Origin of the sequence: Sediminibacterium sp. (assembly GCF_019264485.1) — a bacterium.
In the GTDB taxonomy this organism is placed as follows: Bacteria; Bacteroidota; Bacteroidia; order Chitinophagales; family Chitinophagaceae; genus Sediminibacterium.
This window is the reverse complement of record NZ_JAHVAA010000008.1, coordinates 94,458-113,023: the sequence shown is the minus strand read 5'-3', so window position 1 is coordinate 113,023 and position 18,566 is coordinate 94,458. Positions and strand designations below refer to the sequence as shown.

The 18,566-nt window shown below is 41.9% G+C and carries 20 protein-coding genes; 14 read left to right on the top strand and 6 right to left on the bottom strand.

Features of this window, described 5'->3' with window-relative positions:
• The first annotated feature begins 45 nt into the window (after nt 1-45).
• From KXJ59_RS05775 to KXJ59_RS05745, 7 genes are all read left to right on the top strand, one after another.
• Nucleotides 46-582 carry a DUF2975 domain-containing protein gene (locus KXJ59_RS05775; protein ID WP_295202054.1) on the top strand — a complete coding sequence of 179 codons (537 nt, stop codon included), beginning with the start codon at nt 46-48 and terminating at the stop codon, nt 580-582.
• A gap of 3 nt (nt 583-585) precedes the next feature.
• Nucleotides 586-801, top strand: a complete 216-nt coding sequence (locus tag KXJ59_RS05770) for a helix-turn-helix transcriptional regulator (RefSeq protein WP_295202052.1) — start codon at nt 586-588, stop codon at nt 799-801.
• Nucleotides 802-992: 191 nt separating this feature from the next.
• Nucleotides 993-1,358: a hypothetical protein gene (locus KXJ59_RS05765; RefSeq protein ID WP_295202050.1), complete on the top strand. Its 366-nt coding sequence runs from the start codon at nt 993-995 to the stop codon at nt 1,356-1,358.
• Between the two features lie 18 nt (nt 1,359-1,376).
• Nucleotides 1,377-1,601, top strand: a complete 225-nt coding sequence (locus tag KXJ59_RS05760; protein ID WP_295202048.1) for a hypothetical protein — start codon at nt 1,377-1,379, stop codon at nt 1,599-1,601.
• Nucleotides 1,602-1,860: 259 nt separating this feature from the next.
• Nucleotides 1,861-2,163 (top strand): hypothetical protein, encoded by a 303-nt coding sequence (locus KXJ59_RS05755; RefSeq protein ID WP_295202047.1) that lies wholly within the window; start codon nt 1,861-1,863, stop codon nt 2,161-2,163.
• Between the two features lie 11 nt (nt 2,164-2,174).
• Nucleotides 2,175-3,296: a GNAT family N-acetyltransferase gene (locus tag KXJ59_RS05750; RefSeq protein WP_295202045.1), complete on the top strand. Its 1,122-nt coding sequence runs from the start codon at nt 2,175-2,177 to the stop codon at nt 3,294-3,296.
• Nucleotides 3,297-3,588: 292 nt separating this feature from the next.
• On the top strand, nt 3,589-4,308 hold the full coding sequence (locus KXJ59_RS05745) for a VIT family protein (protein WP_295202043.1): 720 nt from the start codon (nt 3,589-3,591) through the stop codon (nt 4,306-4,308).
• A 203-nt stretch (nt 4,309-4,511) separates the two neighbouring features.
• Here the strand turns inward: KXJ59_RS05745 and KXJ59_RS05740 are convergent, their stop codons facing one another.
• Together KXJ59_RS05740 and KXJ59_RS05735 are read right to left on the bottom strand one after the other, a co-directional pair.
• Nucleotides 4,512-5,417, bottom strand: a complete 906-nt coding sequence (locus KXJ59_RS05740; RefSeq protein WP_295202041.1) for a pirin family protein — start codon at nt 5,415-5,417, stop codon at nt 4,512-4,514.
• A gap of 54 nt (nt 5,418-5,471) precedes the next feature.
• Nucleotides 5,472-6,482, bottom strand: coding sequence for a glycoside hydrolase family 43 protein (locus KXJ59_RS05735; RefSeq protein WP_295202040.1), 1,011 nt, complete (start codon nt 6,480-6,482; stop codon nt 5,472-5,474).
• A 158-nt stretch (nt 6,483-6,640) separates the two neighbouring features.
• On the opposite strand from KXJ59_RS05735, the gene KXJ59_RS05730 reads away from it, so the two are divergent.
• Nucleotides 6,641-7,090, top strand: a complete 450-nt coding sequence (locus KXJ59_RS05730) for a DUF1569 domain-containing protein (protein WP_295202038.1) — start codon at nt 6,641-6,643, stop codon at nt 7,088-7,090.
• A gap of 137 nt (nt 7,091-7,227) precedes the next feature.
• On the opposite strand, the gene KXJ59_RS05725 is transcribed toward KXJ59_RS05730, so the two are convergent.
• The 3 genes from KXJ59_RS05725 to KXJ59_RS05715 form a co-directional block, all read right to left on the bottom strand.
• Nucleotides 7,228-8,442 carry a cation:dicarboxylase symporter family transporter gene (locus KXJ59_RS05725; protein WP_295202037.1) on the bottom strand — a complete coding sequence of 405 codons (1,215 nt, stop codon included), beginning with the start codon at nt 8,440-8,442 and terminating at the stop codon, nt 7,228-7,230.
• A gap of 115 nt (nt 8,443-8,557) precedes the next feature.
• Complete coding sequence (locus tag KXJ59_RS05720) at nt 8,558-8,974, bottom strand: YciI family protein (protein WP_295202036.1); 417 nt, start codon at nt 8,972-8,974, stop codon at nt 8,558-8,560.
• Between the two features lie 130 nt (nt 8,975-9,104).
• A complete protein-coding gene (locus KXJ59_RS05715; protein ID WP_295202034.1) occupies nt 9,105-10,022 on the bottom strand; it encodes a hypothetical protein in 918 nt (305 codons plus the stop codon).
• A 180-nt stretch (nt 10,023-10,202) separates the two neighbouring features.
• Between KXJ59_RS05715 and KXJ59_RS05710 the strand changes: the two genes are divergently transcribed.
• The 6 genes from KXJ59_RS05710 (at nt 10,203) to KXJ59_RS05685 (ending at nt 17,289) form a co-directional block, all read left to right on the top strand.
• Nucleotides 10,203-11,387 (top strand): acyl-CoA dehydrogenase family protein, encoded by a 1,185-nt coding sequence (locus KXJ59_RS05710; protein ID WP_295202032.1) that lies wholly within the window; start codon nt 10,203-10,205, stop codon nt 11,385-11,387.
• Nucleotides 11,388-11,466: 79 nt separating this feature from the next.
• A complete protein-coding gene (locus KXJ59_RS05705; RefSeq protein WP_295202030.1) occupies nt 11,467-11,973 on the top strand; it encodes a shikimate kinase in 507 nt (168 codons plus the stop codon).
• Nucleotides 11,966-12,355: a DUF423 domain-containing protein gene (locus tag KXJ59_RS05700; RefSeq protein ID WP_295202028.1), complete on the top strand. Its 390-nt coding sequence runs from the start codon at nt 11,966-11,968 to the stop codon at nt 12,353-12,355. The genes KXJ59_RS05705 and KXJ59_RS05700 overlap by 8 nt, the downstream gene beginning before the upstream one ends.
• 92 nt (nt 12,356-12,447) lie before the next feature.
• Nucleotides 12,448-15,021: a DNA translocase FtsK 4TM domain-containing protein gene (locus KXJ59_RS05695; RefSeq protein ID WP_295202026.1), complete on the top strand. Its 2,574-nt coding sequence runs from the start codon at nt 12,448-12,450 to the stop codon at nt 15,019-15,021.
• A gap of 117 nt (nt 15,022-15,138) precedes the next feature.
• The gene (locus tag KXJ59_RS05690) at nt 15,139-15,768 is read left to right on the top strand and encodes an outer membrane lipoprotein carrier protein LolA (protein ID WP_295202024.1); all 630 of its coding nucleotides are present in this window, start codon (nt 15,139-15,141) and stop codon (nt 15,766-15,768) included.
• Nucleotides 15,769-16,149: 381 nt separating this feature from the next.
• The gene (locus KXJ59_RS05685) at nt 16,150-17,289 is read left to right on the top strand and encodes an alpha/beta hydrolase-fold protein (protein WP_295202022.1); all 1,140 of its coding nucleotides are present in this window, start codon (nt 16,150-16,152) and stop codon (nt 17,287-17,289) included.
• A gap of 148 nt (nt 17,290-17,437) precedes the next feature.
• Here the strand turns inward: KXJ59_RS05685 and KXJ59_RS05680 are convergent, their stop codons facing one another.
• A complete protein-coding gene (locus KXJ59_RS05680) occupies nt 17,438-18,343 on the bottom strand; it encodes a ribonuclease Z (protein WP_295202020.1) in 906 nt (301 codons plus the stop codon).
• Nucleotides 18,344-18,566: the final 223 nt, after the last annotated feature.

Here is an 18,566-nt window from a genome sequence, read left to right as displayed (position 1 = left end):
TAAATATTTATTACTTTTGCCTTATCAACCTAAACATTCATAACAATGTCAACAACAAACAACTTCTTATTCAAAGCCTTAACCATCATTGCCTGGATCATTTTTGTTGGTCTCAGTATTGAAGCAGGCGGTCTGTTGGTAAATTTTATCTTCAGTATCGTAAATCCTGCATTCGTTGGTAAACTGTATCAGAAACTTGATCTTACTGACATGTATGAGCGTAGTAGATGGGCTTTCTTCTGTATGTATAGTTTTATACTGTTTATTGCGCTGATGAAAGTGTGTTTATTCTACAAACTGATTACCCTGGTGAGTAAGATTGACCTGTTAAAACCTTTCAGTGATTTTGCTGCCAAACAAATATTGGATATCAGTTATTATACTTTTTCTATCGGGTTGATCAGTTATTTTGCCCGGCAGTCGGCGAGAACCATGCAGCATCATGGTTATCTAACCGAAAACCTTGACCAGTTCTGGGGCGATGCCCAGGCTTTTATTCTGATGGCGGCAGTAGTGTATGCAATAGCGCAGATTTTTAAAAGAGGACTGGCTCTTCAAAATGAAAACGATTTAACTGTATAAGCCATGCCGATAGTAGTGAATTTAGATGTGATGATGGCAAGGCGGAAAATGTCGTTGAACGAGTTGTCAGAAAAAGTAGACCTCACGCTCTCCAACCTTTCTATTCTAAAAACAGGAAAGGCAAAAGCCGTACGTTTCAGCACTTTGGAAGCTATATGCAAAGCACTAAACTGTCAGCCCGCCGATATTCTTGAATACGTGGAAAACAACAAGCAATAATCCGTATACGAAAAGAAAGAGGTGTTCTCATGAAAACCTCTTTCTTTACTTCCTTCCTTCCTTCCTTCCTTCCTTCCTCTGTTTCTTATTTCATATTCCTTATTTCTTATTCTTTGGGGCTTGCATTATTCAGAATAATTACTATATTAGAGTTCCCCCCACGAATATTTTTCTCATTATCAATCCGCACTATGAAACTGCTTATGTTATGCTTTTGCCTTGTTGTATGCGCTGTAAGTGATACGGCTGTGGCAACTGAAGAAAATAAGGTGTTCTATTTCTATCATTCCGGGGCATGGGGTAGTAAACAGGTTTCCGGAAAACAGTATGTCGTTTATACAAACATTCAACAGATGCCTAACGATCCTGAGAAAATCAAGGAAATGAGTAAAATGTGGGGCGACTGGGTAAATAAAACATGTAAAAATGAATCGGGCTGTACCTCCAATATCAATGTGTATCCTACAGCAGCCGATGCAGAAAAACAATTGGAAGGATTGAAGCAACGATACCGTGATGAAGCAAAATATTCGTTGACACAGGTGGAGTTTAAATAACAAATTGAAATACGGCAGATGAGCCTCTTTAAAAAAACAATACCCGAACCAGAACCTGTGCAGGTAAACGGACGATCATTGATCTGCCCGCATTGCAGCAACAACTTGTTTTGGGTGCGTAAAGCACAACTCAACAAAGCCTCCAGCTCTTTCTTTGGTATCGACTGGGCCGACCGATCAGCTACCTGTTTTGTTTGTTCGGAGTGTACGAGGATTGAGTGGTTTTTGGGCAGTAATTCCTGATAAAAGAAGTATTGTAAATATCTGCGACGACAGATATGTTATTTTATGTAGGGCAGTCTTATTAGAACAACTGAGGTGCGATACACAACAACTGCGGCGCAAACTATCTCGCCGTTATTGGTCGCCCGACCAACAACGATTAGGTATAAGTTGTCAACATTGATTGTTTTCTGATGTTTGTTAAGCGAGTAACAAAGACATAGAGGGTTGGTTGAATTACACATAGTATGTTTAACGAAATATGTAATCAGGGATAGACATGAAAAAATTAGTTCTCTTTACGATTATAATAACAACCCTACTGTGCGCCTGTACAAAAAAATACGCATTCAGTTGTGAAGATGTTACGCTATACTATACCCCCAACTGTGCAACTATAGATGGGTATGTGGTATTTGGAGACTCAGCTACCATCCGTGTATTCAGACAGGATATAGATCCGCAATTTCAGCACATGGGGGTTAAGGTTTGTATCAGTTATGAGGAGATGGGAGAGCAGCTTCTTACCGCTGAGTGCATGACGGCGCCAATGATAAAAATAACTTCCATAAAGGCAAAATAAATAACAACAGTATGCATGCCCCGCTCATCACCCCAATCAACCCAGCTAATAAGTCAGACTTAAAACGTTTTGTTTCATTGGAGCGTGAGCTCATGAAAAGCTATCCGCTCTATGTTTCAGAAATAGATGATGATGTAAGAAAAATGCTTACCCGCAAAACAGCCATGGCGTCGAACATGGAATTTGGTTTGTTTATTGCCACTGAAAATGGAGTGGATGTGGCTCGCTGTGCGGCTATCATCAATAAAAAGTATCAGGCACAGAAACAGGCTGGTGCAGGTTTTATTGGTTTTTTTGCCGCAGCAGAAAACTGTGAGCCGGCAGTAACAGCCATGATTACAGAAGCCGAACAATGGCTGAAAGAAAGAGGCGTAACCAAAGTAATTGCTCCTGCCAATGGCGGTGCACCCAACAGTCTCGGTTTACTTGTAACGGCTTTTGATGAAGAACCTATGTTTCCTACAGTATGGACCCCACCGTATTATAAAGCATATATAGAAAAACTTCATTACCGTCCTGCATACCCGTTATGGATTTATGATGTAGATTTTGCAAGCGATCAATACAAAACAACCAAAGAACGTTTTGAGCATTATGACCAGGTAGCTATTAGAACGGTTGCTAAAAAGAACTGGAACAGGGATATCGCTATACTGGCCGATTTAATCAATGAATGTTTTGTAGACGAATGGGAATTTGCCAAACTAAGCCATACAGAAGCCATAGAGTTTTTTGGCCCTATGAAAGACATTCTCGCACCTCAACAAATGCTCTTTGCTGAAGTCGATGGCAAACCCGTTGGTTTTTGTTTTGCACTGCCCGATCTCACTTCGCTTTTCAGGAGCTTTAAAGGAAAAATTGGTTTGGGTGCCATTTTTAAATTACTTACAGGTGCCGCCGGTAAATTCACAAGAGCAGGTATATTGGGTATCGGTGTAACCAAAGCATACAGAGGCAAAGGTTTATCAAAAGCCATGGCCATTCAATTGTACGGCTATCATGAATCGCTGGGATTGAAAAGAAGTCTCTATTATCCCGTAAATGAAATTAACCACGAATCGAGAGGCTTTGCAGCATCACTTGGCGGCAATGGGCGGATGATGTATATGGTATATGATAAGGTGTTGGAGTAAGAAATAAGAAATAAGGAACATGAAATAAGGAATCAGGAAATTAAGAATACTCCGCCATTGTTGGTCGCCTGATTACTAGTGTTTGGACGAAGGATACCCTGTTTCATGAAGGGTTGTTTATCTCATTCACTTGATATCAGGCCTACAACATCGGCGGCTATAAAACACCCCTGCGAAACCTCTGCGTTCTCCCGTTCTCCGCGGTGAATATCCTTTTCAATCCTCCATATCATTTTGAGTTTTACTTCCTAACTTCAACAATACCGTTTCATACAGTAAAATCATTCCCACCATGGAAGCCCCAAACAAAAACATCACCATCGATAATTATTTGGAAAGCCATTATATACACCGCAGTAACTGGCTGCGCGCGGCAGTATTGGGGGCCAATGATGGTATAATATCTGTTTCAAGTCTGGCCATTGGTGTGGCCGCGGCCAGCACCACCAGAGATCCTATTTTACTGGCTACTATTGCCGGACTGGTAGCAGGTGCTTTGTCGATGGCGGCGGGCGAATATGTTTCGGTGAGTTCTCAAACCGACATTGAAAAAGCAGATATTGCCAGAGAAAAACAGGAACTGGAAGAAATGCCTGAAGTAGAGCTGAATATACTGGCCGAGATTTATGAAAAGCGCGGACTCAAAAAAGAAACTGCTTTGCAGGTGGCGAAAGAATTAACGGCTGTAGATGCTTTGGGTGCGCATGTTAGAGATGAACTGGGTATCAATGAAGTTAGTCAGGCAAACCCAATACAGGCAGCTTTTGCTTCCGGTGCAGCTTTCACTGCGGGAGGTTTATTGCCATTATTGGTAACCATTTTAGCTCCGGTACTACAAATGGAATATTTTCTCTACGGTTTTACCATCCTGTCATTAATTATACTGGGAGCGGTTTCTGCCAGAACAGGTGGGTCGGGTATAAAGAAAGCCATTTTCCGTATTGTAATCTGGGGAACGATTGCCATGGTTATTTCGGCGCTGGTGGGTTATTTGTTTGGGGTGAAGGTGTAATCAACAACGGCAACCGTTCTTCCATCTTATTCTCCCTCCTCTGTGTAACTCCGTGCCATACTCCGTGAAACGCTGTGGTTACTATGGTATTTTTTTTAACCACAGAGTGGAACACGGAGTTGCACGGAGGGTTGCGAATTATTATTTGATACGATTATATTCCTTGCAGTTTGTGTTGGTTGTATAACCAAACCAACAGGCTTCTATGGTTTCTTATGCATCGGAAATTCAGGTAGTGGAACATAATCCTGATCATCACCCGGAATTTTAGGAAAAGCATTTACATCCTGATTCTTCCAGTTTATTTTTGCCTGCTCAATCAAATGCTTATCCGAGTTTACAAAGTTCCAGTAAATAAAACGCTCCTCATCAAAAGGTTCTCCGCCAAACAAATACAGTGTGGTTACTCCATTAGTTTCAAATTCACATAAGCTGGCATTTTTCGCAATCAGTAATTGGGCCGTACCATAATCATTGCCTTCAATTTTTACTGTGCCATCCAATACATACATACCCACTTCACCAAAGAGTTTTTCACCAATATTTATTTTTTGTGCAGTACTGGTTTTAATCTCCAGAAAAAACAATGGACTGTGAACAGGTACGGGCGATTTTTTGCCAACGATTTCACCTGCAATCAATTTGTAACTGATACCATCTTCTTCCCAGACAGGGATTTCTTTTTTGTCGATATGGTGAAAACTGGGTTCAGACTGCTCCAGTTCTTTGGGTAAACCAATCCATATCTGAAAACCATGCAGAAATTTATCAGCCCTTCGTAAATATTCGGGTGTTCTTTCTGAATGCACTACACCTTTTCCTGCTGTCATCCAGTTTACTTCTCCGGCTTTTATTTCTATGGCACTGCCAATACTGTCTCTGTGAAAAATAGAACCTTCCAATAAATAAGTCAAGGTAGATAAACCGATATGCGGATGTGGTGGTACATCCATATTCTGGTAATCCTTTAAACAGGTGGGTTTTATATGATCAATAAACACAAATGGCCCCACCGCACGTTTCTGACGGAAGGGTAATAACCTGCCCACAATAAAATTGCCGATATCGGCTGCTTTTTCTTCTAATATCAATCCAATGTTTGATTGCATAGAAACGATTTAGTATTTCTAATAAACAAATGCTCATGAAAAATATCATACACATCAATTCCTACTATCTTGCTTCAATTCTCTTTTTACACCTTCAAATGTCATCTTTACTTTTTGTATACTTCCATCCGCATTAAAAAACAACCTGTCGATACAGGTCACGCGGTGGTCACGATCGAGATTGGGAATGGGTCTGCGGTGATACACAATATACCATTCATCAGTACCCGGAATATTCATTACCGAATGATGTCCGGCACCAGTAGCAATCGTTGAATCAGCCTCAAGGATGGTGGTTTCTCTTTCAAAAGGGCCAAGGATATTATTAGCCCTTGCATACGCTACTTTATAACTGCCGTTGGTCCAGCCACCTTCCGACCACATAAGGTAGTAAGTGCCTTTGCGTATAAACATGGTAGGACCTTCTACATAACCCTTGGGTGTAATCTCTTTCACGATATCGCCATTGGGAAAGGGGACCAGTGCGGTAAAATCCTTATTCAGTTTTGCTAAATTACAGCGACCCCATCCACCGTACATGATATAATATTCTCCATCTTTATCCTGAAATACAAACTGGTCAATCGGTTGTGCATCATTATAAAACTGGTTGATGAGAGGTCTACCTAAATAGTCTTTATAAGGTCCTTCCGGTTTCGGTGCTACAGCGATTCCGATCCCCCCGTTGTGGTCATCTTTCACACCATTTCGTTTTTTACTCTGGATATCATTGGCTGAGAAAAACAGAAAATATTGATTGTCTTTCTTTACAACCGAAGGCGCCCACATAGCCATATAGGCCCATTTGATGATACTGGTATCAATAATACGCGGGTGCTTTTTCCAGTTCAGCATGTCTGATGAAGAAAAGGCATCAAGAAAAACCTGGTCTTTATATTTGGCAGAGAAAGTGGGGTAGAGCCAATACTGGTTATTGAAAATAACACCTTCCGGATCGGCATACCAACCTTCAATAACAGGATTGCCGCTGCTGCCTTTCTGGGCCTGTATGGTTTGCTGAAAGAACAGAAAGATAAAAGCGATGCAGATGATTCTTCTGAGCATGATTGATTTGTTTGCTGACTATGATCAAATATACCAATCAAACCTCATTACATTCCTGCCCGGTATTTAAATACCGGGCAGGAATGTAATGAGGTTTTCCTGTGAGTTTTCAATGTTTAATAATACATTTATTATGTAGAATTAAATATTCTGAACTCATGCCAAATCTCTTCAATCCTTCAGATGTTAATGAATTAGTTAACCGTATCAGTAAGCTTATTCCCGATGCACAAAGACAATGGGGTAAAATGAATGTTTCGCAGATGCTGGCACATTGTAATAAAGGGATGGAGTCGGCTATGGGACTACATCATATTCCAAGGGCCTTTATTGGCAGAATACTGGGGCCATTGTTTCGCGCCACTGCACTGAACGATAAACCGTTTGGTAAAAATTCTCCCACAGATAAAAGTTTGATTTTTACAGGCGAGTATAATTTTGAAGAAGAGAAGTTAAAACTGATCGCATATATACAAGCATTTATGAAGGGAGGAGCGGATGGCTGTACCAAAGAGCCACATGCTTTCTTCGGTCATTTTACTCCCGATCAATGGGCTCTTTTTCAATGGAAGCATCTTGATCATCATTTAAGACAATTCGGAGTATAGTCTCTCTCTGCGAAACCTCTGTTTCCTCTCGTTCTCTGCGGTGTGAATTCGAGTAAGTTGACCGCAGAGAACGAGAGGAAACAGAGATTTCGCAGGGTAATAGTGGGTGTTTAAAATCAGACATCTGCCATCAGACATCAGACTTCTGCTTCAACGTATTCTTTTTCACTCTTGGCAATCACCAGTGTAGCAACCCCGTTGCCGATGATATTGGTGATGGCGCGGGCCTCACTCATAAATTTATCTACACCGAGTAGAAAAGCAAGTCCTTCCAGCGGAATGGTTTTAATAGCTGCAAGGGTAGATGCGAGTACAATAAAACCACTACCCGTTACACCTGCAGCTCCTTTGGAAGTTAACATAAGTATGAGCAAAATGGTGAGTAGTTCACCCGCACTTAAATGAATATTGTATAACTGCGCCAGGAATATGGCTGCCATAGATAGATAGATGGATGTGCCATCGAGGTTAAAAGAATAACCGGTTGGAATAACAAGACCTACCACCGATTTACTGCAACCCATTTTCTCCAGCTTGCGCATGATGGAAGGAAGTGCCGCTTCAGATGATGATGTGCCCAATACAATCAGCAGTTCTTCTTTGATGGATTTAAGAAAGGCGCCAATCCTGAAACCATAATAACGCATAATACTGCCAAGCACAAAAAAGATAAACACAAACATGGTCAGGTAAACACAGGCCATGAGTTTGGCGAGCGGCACCAGTGTCTGCAGACCAAATTTTCCCACTGTATAGGCCATGCCACCAAATGCACCCAGGGGAGCGAGGTACATTACATATTTCAAAGCCACAAATACATAGTGAGAAATGCGTCCAAAAAGATGAATGAGTTTTAAACGATGTCTTGAATAGTTAAAAAGTATACCTACAATAATCGCAACCAGTAAAACCTGCAAAGTAAGATTGGCTTTAAAGAATTCTATCCAGTTAAAACTACTGCCCGCCTGTTTGGTGAATTTACTGGCATCCTGTAAATCGAGACCGGTACGGTCTATATTACCCGGTTGTACCAGCAATGCCACCACAATACCAATACCAAGTGCCAGTGTAGTTACCACTTCAAAATAAATCAGCGACTTAATACCGATACGCCCCACTTTTTTCAGGTTACCAATACTGCTGATGCCTAATACAATGGTGAGAAATATAATGGGCGCAATAAAGAGTTTGATGATGTCTACAAAAGTTTTACCGATCCATTCTGTTTTGATGGCGGTGGAGGGTGCATAATGTCCGAGAAGTACACCTGCAATAATAGCAATGAGCACATAAAAAGTAAGATTGGTGAGTACCGTATGGTACCATGTTTTCTTTTGCGTAATTGTATTCAAAGTAATGCTATTAATAAACGCTCTGCGTAAACTCCCTGTCCTCCTTTCTCTGCGGTGAAATTACTCGAATAGTCACCGCAGAGAAAGGAGAGCGCAGAGTTTACGCAGAAATGTGTTAGAGTGTTTGTTTGGGTTTGCCGGGAATGAAGCTGCCGATGGGGGCAGTGTACCATGGTCGGAGGTCGTAGATAAGCCTGCCCGCCGCAATAGCAGGATCGGTTTTTAGTAAAGTTTCTACTTCTTCTTTTGTAGGACAATCAAAAATGAAAATCCCTTGCCAGTCTTTGCCATCTCCAAACGGACCTGCCACTTTCAGTTTGCCGTCATTATACAGCCGATCCATATTACTCATATGTCCCTGCTGAATTTTTGCAGCCGTAGCCGAATCCTGATTACGGTTCGGACCTTTGATGAGCATCACGAACCAGTATTTGCGGATTTGTTCCTCAGGCTTTTTAGTAGTGGAATTGTTTTGTGCAATAGCAGCGGTGGTAATGACTATCAACAGAAGAAAAAATAATCCCTTTTTCATAGCGTTGGGTTTGAAAAGGGAAGATAAGGAAAGACTGGAAGACCGAAAGACGGAAAGTCCGGAAGTCCGAAAGATGATTGTGGTGAGTTGGTCTTCTTTCGGACTTTCTGACTTCCGTCTTCCGGACCCATTACAATAATCTTACGCTTCCGAAATTGCTTTTGATATTAATTTTCGCATCACCCCCATTGCCGAATTTGCCGGTATAGTGGTGGTTAAAAGTTACACGGTTTCGGAGCGCTTCATTTTTTTCTTCTTTTAATTCAAAACTACCTTTGCCCGTAGCGGTTGAATGTGTGGTGGCAATATCATAATCGCCGCTGATGGTTTTAGGTAAGAGCAGATAGATGCTTGTGTGACTGGTATTGATGTCAATATTTTTTACTGAATTGCTTACAGGAATATCGATGCTGTTGCAGAAAGTAACAGTTGCTTTTATATCGCCGGTCAGTTCTTCAATATCAATCGTTGAATGCCTGAAGTCGGCCTCGGTTTTACCCAGCTTACCTATTTTAGCTTTGCTGAAATTTACTTTTAATGATTTGGTATTGGTCAGATTCCCCGCTGTTAAACTGCCATGACTGCTTTGTAAATCTGCTTCGCCGGTATGATCGCCGATTTCCATCGGACCAAAACTATTGTGTGCCTTTAGTTTTGCATTGGCTGGCAGGTAAACAATGTAATCAATCGACATTTTATTACTTTGGTTGGTACTCCATCCTTTATTTTCGTCACCAATCTGTGTTTTAAAACTGATGGTATCACTACCGGTCTTTTCAATAACCTGAATCATATCGAGTAAAGTGTTTGCATAGGCTTCTTCCTGTGTGGATACCAGTATTTTAGCTTCTACTTTTACTTCGTTTTTATCCCAGTGTTTTATTTCCATCTTGCCAAACTGGTTCCTGAGTGCTACCACCGCAGAGCCAATAGGGTAGGTTTTACTGAAATCTTTTTGTTTGGTAACGGCCCATTTATAATTGTTCTGTGAGAAACTGGTATAAGCAAGCGCCATTAACAGGCTGCAAAGGGTTATGATCTTTTTCATGCGAGGTAAAGGTTTTACACTAAGAGTATACGGATGGGAAAAGGTTGGAAAAGCGGCCCATTTTTAATGTTAAAAACCCGGAAACAAATAATAATGCAACAAAACAGCCCGTACAGCCTGCATCCCTTATTTTTGCCGGGTTAACAGGCGACCGACCTAACGTATTAAAATATTATCAGCATGGCTGCCAGAACCGATCTGTTTCAATCGCCCGATTATTACCAGTTAGATGAGTTATTGTCTGAAGAACATAAACTGATCCGGGAATCGGTAAGGAATTATGTAAAGAAAGAAATTTCGCCCATTATTGAAGACTATGCCCAAAAAGCGGAGTTCCCCCAACAGATAGTAAAGCAGATGGGTGACCTGGGCTGTTTTGGTCCTACCGTGCCAGTTGAATATGGTGGCGGTGGACTCGATTATATCAGTTATGGCCTGATGATGCAGGAACTGGAAAGAGGCGACAGCGGTGTTCGCAGCACAGCCAGCGTTCAGGGTAGCCTGGTGATGTATCCTATTTATGCTTATGGTAACGAAGAACAGCGTAAAAAATACCTGCCCAAACTGGCCAGTGGTGAATGGTTGGGTTGTTTTGGATTAACAGAACCTGATCATGGCAGTAATCCTGCCGGTATGATTACCAATATTAAAGATGCAGGCGACCACGTTATTCTCAATGGTGCAAAAATGTGGATCAGCAATGCTCCCTTTGCACAGGTAGCAGTGGTTTGGGCCAGGAATGAAGATGATAAAATTCAGGGGGTAATTGTGGAAAGGGGAATGGAAGGATTTACCACACCCACCACCCATGGTAAATGGAGCCTGCGTGCTTCTGCAACGGGTGAATTGGTATTCGACAATGTAAAAGTGCCTAAAGAAAATATTCTTCCCAATGTTATCGGTTTGAAAGGTCCATTGGGTTGCTTAACCAAAGCCCGTTATGGCATTGCCTGGGGAGCATTGGGTGCGGCAATGGATTGTTATGATACGGCTTTGCGTTACAGCATGGAGCGTATACAGTTCGATCGTCCTATTGGCGGGTTCCAGTTGCAGCAGAAAAAGCTGGCAGAAATGATCACCGAAATCACCAAGGCACAACTGCTGGTATGGCGATTGGGTGTGTTGATGAATGAAGGTAAAGCCACTCCTCAACAGGTGAGTATGGCCAAACGTAATAGTTGCGAAATAGCTGCCAATATTACCCGCGATGCCCGTCAGATGCTGGGTGGTATGGGTATTACCGGCGAATACAGCATCATGCGTCACATGATGAACCTTGAAAGTGTCATTACCTACGAAGGCACTCACGACGTTCATTTGCTGATAACAGGGATGGATGTTACCGGGTTGAATGCGTTTAAATGAGTGAATAGTGAGTAGTCAGTAGTGAGTGTTTGCTCTGTCTACTGACTACTCACTACTGACTACTCACTAACTAAGTCTGATGAAACTATTCCTCATAGGCATGATGGGCTCCGGCAAATCTTACTGGAGCCGGCAACTGGCCAAGAAATTAAAGACAGGAGGTTACGACCTCGACTTTCTGATTGAATCTCATGAAGAGAAAACGATCAGCGAAATTTTTGAGGAAGATGGAGAAGATTATTTCAGAAAATCGGAAGCCAAAATTTTACGCTGGTTTGGGGAGAAGAAAACTTTTGTGCTGGCTACCGGTGGCGGTGCTCCCTGTTTTCATGACAATATGGACTGGATGAATAAAAACGGGGTTACCATATGGCTTGATGAGCCGGTGGAAACATTGGTGGAAAGACTTCAGCCCGAGAAAGAACATCGTCCGTTAATTCGTTCCTTATCTGATGCGGAGCTGAAAATTTTTCTCGAAAGCAAACTCGCAGAGCGTAGACCAGTATATGAGAAAGCAAAGCATATACTAAGCGGTAAGGAGATCAGTGATCTTTCATTCAAAAAAATTATACAGCAATATGCATAAAGGATTCCTGGTAACAGCCTCATTTATTGGCGCCCTCTCAGTGGTATTGGGTGCTTTTGGTGCGCACGGGCTAAAAAAAATCGTTGCACCAGAGTCGCTGGTTACATTTGAAACAGCAGTACGTTACCAGTTTTATCATGTATTTGCCCTGGCACTCACCGCACTGGTATTCGCATCGGGTAGTCCGTCATTGATGAAGGCTGCGGGTTTTCTGTTTATTACAGGCATGGTGCTGTTCAGCGGTTCCTTATACCTGCTTACCTATAAATCGGCCGCTAATATTCAGGGACTTTCCTGGGTAGGCCCTATTACCCCATTGGGAGGCAGTTTGCTCGTGGCAGGCTGGGTTTGTCTGGCACTGGGCCTAAGCAAGGGTGCATAGTATTGGTGGAAAACTCAGCCATCTTTTATCAGTTTTGCACATAGGTGGGTAGTTCTGTTATGCAGGCATTGTCATAGCTTATATTTGTTTTCATGGCAAATCGCTTGAAGAAGAAAACGCCACCTCCGCCGAGTCCGGAAGAACTGAATCCTGACAAAGAACCCGAAGTAACGGTAACGGAAGTGGTGAAAGATGAACGTACCACCAAAATTCTCGGTGCCTCCAGCTTATTGCTGACCATCTTCTTATTTGTTGCATTCACTTCATATTTATTTACCTGGCAGGAAGACCAGGATAAAGTACACCAGTTCGGTATCCGCATTTTTGCTACTGATGATGTAAAAGTGAATAACCTGCTGGGCGTATTGGGTGCTTATGTGGCACATTCACTCTTTTATAAAGGATTTGGATTGGCATCTTACCTGCTCTGCAGTTTCTTTTTTGTATTGGGTACTAATTTATTATTCGGTAAAAAAGTATTCAGCCTCACCAGGAACCTGCGTTATATGATTGTAGGACTTGTAGTACTGAGTATGGCATTTGCCTTTGTATCGAGGGCCAGCGCTTTTTCATGGGGTGGCGGCGTAGGTGAGTTACTCAATGCCTGGTTTGTAAAATGGATTGGAAATATCGGCACAGGGGCTTTGTTATTATTATCTGTATTCAGTTATGTGATCTGGCGATTCAACCCCACTTTCAAAATACCCGACTGGCAGTTTGGTAAATCGGGGGCGGGTGTAAAAGCGCATGAAGACGATTTTAAATTGTCGATTGATGATGAAGTGGCAGTAAGACAGGAATGGGATGAAAATGCAGACATAGAAGAAGAACCGGCAACAGAAGAAAAAACAGCAGGACCAAATAAATTGAAATCAGAAGGATCGGGTGTGGTGGTGATTATGCCACAGGAAGAAGAGGAAGAAACCGATCCGATGAATGAATTTGAAGTGAACGAGAAAGACCTGGATGAGGAGGATTTGGAGGAAGAAGAGGAAGTTGTTTATGAAGAAGAGATTATTTCGAAGCCTGAACCATTGATTAATGTGATTCCGCCCGCACCCCGTAAAGCAGAGATGGATACGAATGGATTAGAACTTGAAATAAAAGAAACACCGGATGAGGAAGAAGAACCCACACCTGCTCCAGCACCGGGAAAGCTCAATACCAAATACGATGTAACACTCGACCTGAAAGATTATAAGTATCCGGGTCTTGATCTTTTGGAGACACATGGCAGTGAAAAAATTGTGCATGATCCGACAGAACTGGAGACCAATAAAAACCAGATCATTGCCACGCTTAAAAACTACGATATCGCTATTCAGCGAATTGCAGCAACGGTGGGCCCAACCGTAACCCTGTATGAAATTGTACCTGCTCCGGGAGTACGCATCAGCAGAATTAAAAACCTGGAAGACGATATTGCCCTGAGTCTGGCAGCATTGGGCATCCGTATCATTGCGCCTATTCCCGGTAAAGGAACCATTGGTATTGAAGTGCCGAATGTGCGTAAGACGGTAGTGAGCATGAAGACTTTACTGGCCAGTGAAAAATTTCAATCCAACTCCTTCTCACTGCCCATTGCTATTGGTAAGAAGATCGATAATGAAAACTTTATTGTTGACCTCGCTGCCATGCCACACTTGCTGATGGCGGGTGCCACGGGTCAGGGTAAATCTGTGGGGCTGAATGCCATTCTTGTTTCATTGCTGTACAAAAAGCATCCTTCGCAGCTCAAGTTTGTATTGGTTGACCCGAAGAAAGTGGAGCTGAGTTTATACCGTGTGATTGAAAAACATTTTCTCGCCAAATTGCCCGGCGAAGAAGAATCAATTATCACCGATACCAAAAAAGTAGTGCATACATTGAATGCTTTGTGTATTGAAATGGATAACCGTTACGATTTGCTGAAAGAAGCAGGCTGTAGAAATATCCGTGAGTACAATGATAAATTCACTGCCAGAAAACTTAACCCAGAAAAAGGACATCAGTACCTGCCCTTTATTGTACTGGTAGTAGATGAGTTTGCCGATCTGATCATGACAGCAGGCAAGGAAGTTGAAATGCCGATTGCCCGACTGGCGCAGCTGGCCAGGGCCATTGGTATACATTTGATTATTGCCACACAGCGTCCGTCGGTAAACATTATTACAGGTACCATCAAAGCCAATTTCCCGGCACGTATTGCGTTTAAAGTATCGAGTAAGATCGACAGTAGAACCATTCTTGATGCTGGTGGCGCTGAACAGTTAATAGGTAAGGGCGATATGCTGGTGAGTTATAACGGAGAGATCACGCGTTTACAGTGTGCTTTTGTAGATACGCCTGAAGTAGAAAATGTATGTGAATTTATCGGCGACCAGCGTGGTTATCCGCAGGCATTTCTGCTGCCCGAATATGTGGATGAAAAAGAGATGGAAGGAAGAGATTTTGATGCCAGCGAACGTGATCCGCTGTTTGAAGATGCTGCCCGCTTGATTGTACAAAGCCAGATGGGGTCTACTTCACTCATACAAAGAAGGATGAAACTGGGGTATAACCGCGCGGGACGACTGATGGACCAGTTAGAAGCTGCAGGGGTGGTGGGGCCAAACCAGGGAAGCAAAGCACGTGAAGTATTATTTAAAACCGATATGGAACTTCAGGAATTCCTGGATTCTATGTAACCCGGCCTCATTTTCACCGATTTATAACATTATCTGAGCCCGTTCTTCTAAACTAATGCGCATACAAACTGTCATACAAAACAGTAAAACTTATATTTGCGCCCTCAAATGAAAAGAATGAAGAAATTATACGCATTGGTACTGGTGATGGTTGCTATGGTGTTAAATGTTCAAGCGCAGAATGATCCAAAGGCCAAAAAAATTCTGGATGCTGTTAGTAATACCGTTAAAGCTTATAAAACCATTTCTGCAAGTTTCAGCATCAAATCTCTTACAAGCAGAGGTGTTAATAATGGCACCAAAACAGGAACCATTGTTACCAAGGGACAGAAATACGTGTTGAAAGAAGGTAAAACTGAAATACTGTGCGATGGTGCTAAAACCTATAATTACGATGGCAGTAAAACCATCACCGTATCAGCAGTAGAGGAAAGCGGGCAGACACTCACACCGCAAAAAATTCTTTCCGGCTCTTACGATAAGGATTTTATTTATCGCTTAGTTGGTACAAAAGGAAACCTGCATGAGATTGAAATGAAACCTATTGATACAAGAAAGAACTTTTCTAAAGTGAACATCTTTGTAGACAAAGCAAAAAATATGATTGTTCGCGCAGTGATTCTTGACAAAGGAAACAATACTGTACAGGTAAGTTTCAGTAATATGGTGCCTAATAAAAACCTCGCCGATAATCTCTTCGCCTTCAACCCGGCGAAGTATCCGAAAGATGTAGAGATACTGGATTAATTGAAATAATTTTTAGTAAGCCACAGATTAACAGATGAGCAATCTGTGAATCTGTGGCTTTTTTTGTTTTCTCCGGACTAAAGTCCGGAGCAGGGTTTATAGGATTGTTTTTTTGATTATCGGCTGCTATGAAATACGAGAAGATTATAACCAGTAAAACTTTTAACCCAGCTCCGGACTTTAGTCCGGAGAACAAAAGCAGTTAACTAAAGTCCGGAGCAGGGTTTATAGAATTGCTTTTTTGATTATTCGCTGCTATGAAATACGAGAAGGTTATAATCCGATTAAACTTTTAACCCAGCTCCGGACTTTAGTCCGGAGAATAAAAGATTTTAACCATTTAAAAGCAACAGAAACATGCATGTTTCGTACTTTAATTGTATGAAACGATTTATCACTACCATTTCTTTTTTTGTTGCCATACAGCTGCATGCCCAATTTTCTGTTCGCCTTATTGTAAACACCGTTGCTACCAAAGCCAATGATGATATTTATGTGGCAGGTAATTTCAATAACTGGAACCCCAAAGATGAAAATTATAAACTCAAGCCCTTTGGAGGCTCCAGAAAAAGTATTGTGCTGAAGAATATGGCACCGGGCACTTATGCTTTCAAATTTACCCGTGGTGGTTTTGATAAAGTTGAAACGCTTTCAGATGGCCGCGATATCTCAGACCGTGTACTGGAAGTAAACAATGATATCAGTCTTGAATTCGATATACCCGGCTGGAAAGATGAATATCCCGATAAACCCAAACGCTATAGTGCAAGTCCGCAAGTACGCGTACTTGATACGGCTTTCAATATGCCACAATTGAACCGTAAAAGAAAAATCTGGATATACCTGCCCAAAGGTTATTCAACAGCTGCCAAAAACTATCCAGTACTATATATGCAGGATGCACAAAACCTTTTCAACGACCAGACTGCATTTGCCGGCGAATGGGGAGTAGATGAATGTCTGGATACTTTGCAACAGCAACTCAAAAAAGAATGTATCGTGGTAGCCATTGAGCATGCTGGCGAAAAACGAATCAACGAATACAATCCATGGGATCATCCGCAATATGGAAAAGGAGAGGGGAAAGCTTATGCTGAGTTTCTGGCTAAAACACTCAAACCCTATATCGATAGTAAATACCGTACATATAAGTCAGCCGAAAATAATTATGTATTAGGAAGTAGTATGGGTGGACTCATCAGTCTGTATACGGTATTGCAGTATCCCGAAGTATTTGGTGGTGCGGGGGTATTCTCTCCGTCACTGCAACTAAGTAATGATATCTATCAAATGGCAGAAAATTTTTCTACTGCATCCATGCCGGCATTTTATCTCTATTCAGGAAGTAAGGAAGCAACCAATGCCGTACCGAATCTGCAGAAGATGAGTGATATCTTACAAAAGAAACAACGTTTCATCATCCGCACCGTCATCAACCCCCTCGGCCAGCACAATGAAACTTACTGGAAACAGGAGTTTAAAGACTTTTATAAGTGGATGAGTAGTAATTCGAAAATTTGAGAATTTGGAAATTTGGAAATGTGCTAATTTGTCCGAAGGACTCATAAGAGGAAATGAAAGAGTTCTAGGATGGTATTGAACTCTATTAATAAAGCCTCTTCATTTCTTCTTATGAGTCCTTCGGACAAATTTCCAAATTCTCAAATTCTCAAATTAAATAGGTTGTCCCCTCAATCGCAAGTTGTGTGTTAGGGAAAACAGATTGTGCTTCGGTAAGGAAATCGTCTAATGTTTCATATTTACTGCTGAAGTGGCCGATGAGTAATTGTTGAACACCTGCCTGTTTGGCAATTGATGCTGCCTGTATGGTGGTGGAATGATAGCGGGCGGCGGCACGTTCTTCAAGATCTTTCAGATAAGTGGCTTCATGATAAAGCATGTTTACACCTTTTGTTTTTTCAGCGATAGATGGGTCATAAATAGTATCTGCGCTGAAAGCATAACTGCGGCCTGGAATATTCGGATAGGTAACCGTTTCGTTTTTGATGAGCTTCCCTTCGCGCGTTTCATAATCGTCGCCATTTTTTAAACGCTCATAATAAACGGAGGGAATATTGGCTGCTATAGCCGCATCGCGGTTTATTTTTCTTGGTTTCTTTTTTTCTCTGATGATAAAACCAAAACAGGGAATACGGTGGCGGGTACTAAAACATTCAACTGAAAATTTAGGATGATCCACTATCATGCCCTCTTTCTCAATTCCATGAAAATGAATGGTGAAAGGAAGGGTGGTAGATGCTACTTCCAGTTGCAGGTTAATGATTTGCTCTAAAGCCGGGGGGCCATAGAGGTGCAGGTCCTGCTCCCTGCCCAATAATCCCATGCTGGTGAGGAGTCCTATCAAACCAAAATAATGATCGCCATGCAGGTGAGAGATAAAAATATGGTTGATACGTCCTCTTTTAACCTTATAACGGGCCAGTTGCATCTGGGTACCTTCACCACAATCGATCAGAAAAACCTGTTCATTCAGGGTAATAGCCTGGGCAGTCGGATGCCTGTCGTAGGCCGGAAGGGCAGAATTATTCCCTAATATGGTTACGCCAAACATCATGATTCAGGTGTTGCGGGTATTGTCTGATAAATACAAAATAAATGCTATTCTGTTGGAAATCAATAAATTGCTTTCTTATTCCGACGAAAGGCAGGCTGGCAAAGCAAAGAATTGGTATGGATTGGCATAAACAAACGGGCTATTTATACCAGTAACAAATAGAGGGGGTAAAATTCAGGCTTTAAAATTATCAATTTTGCCTGATATATCCTACCTTTGCAGC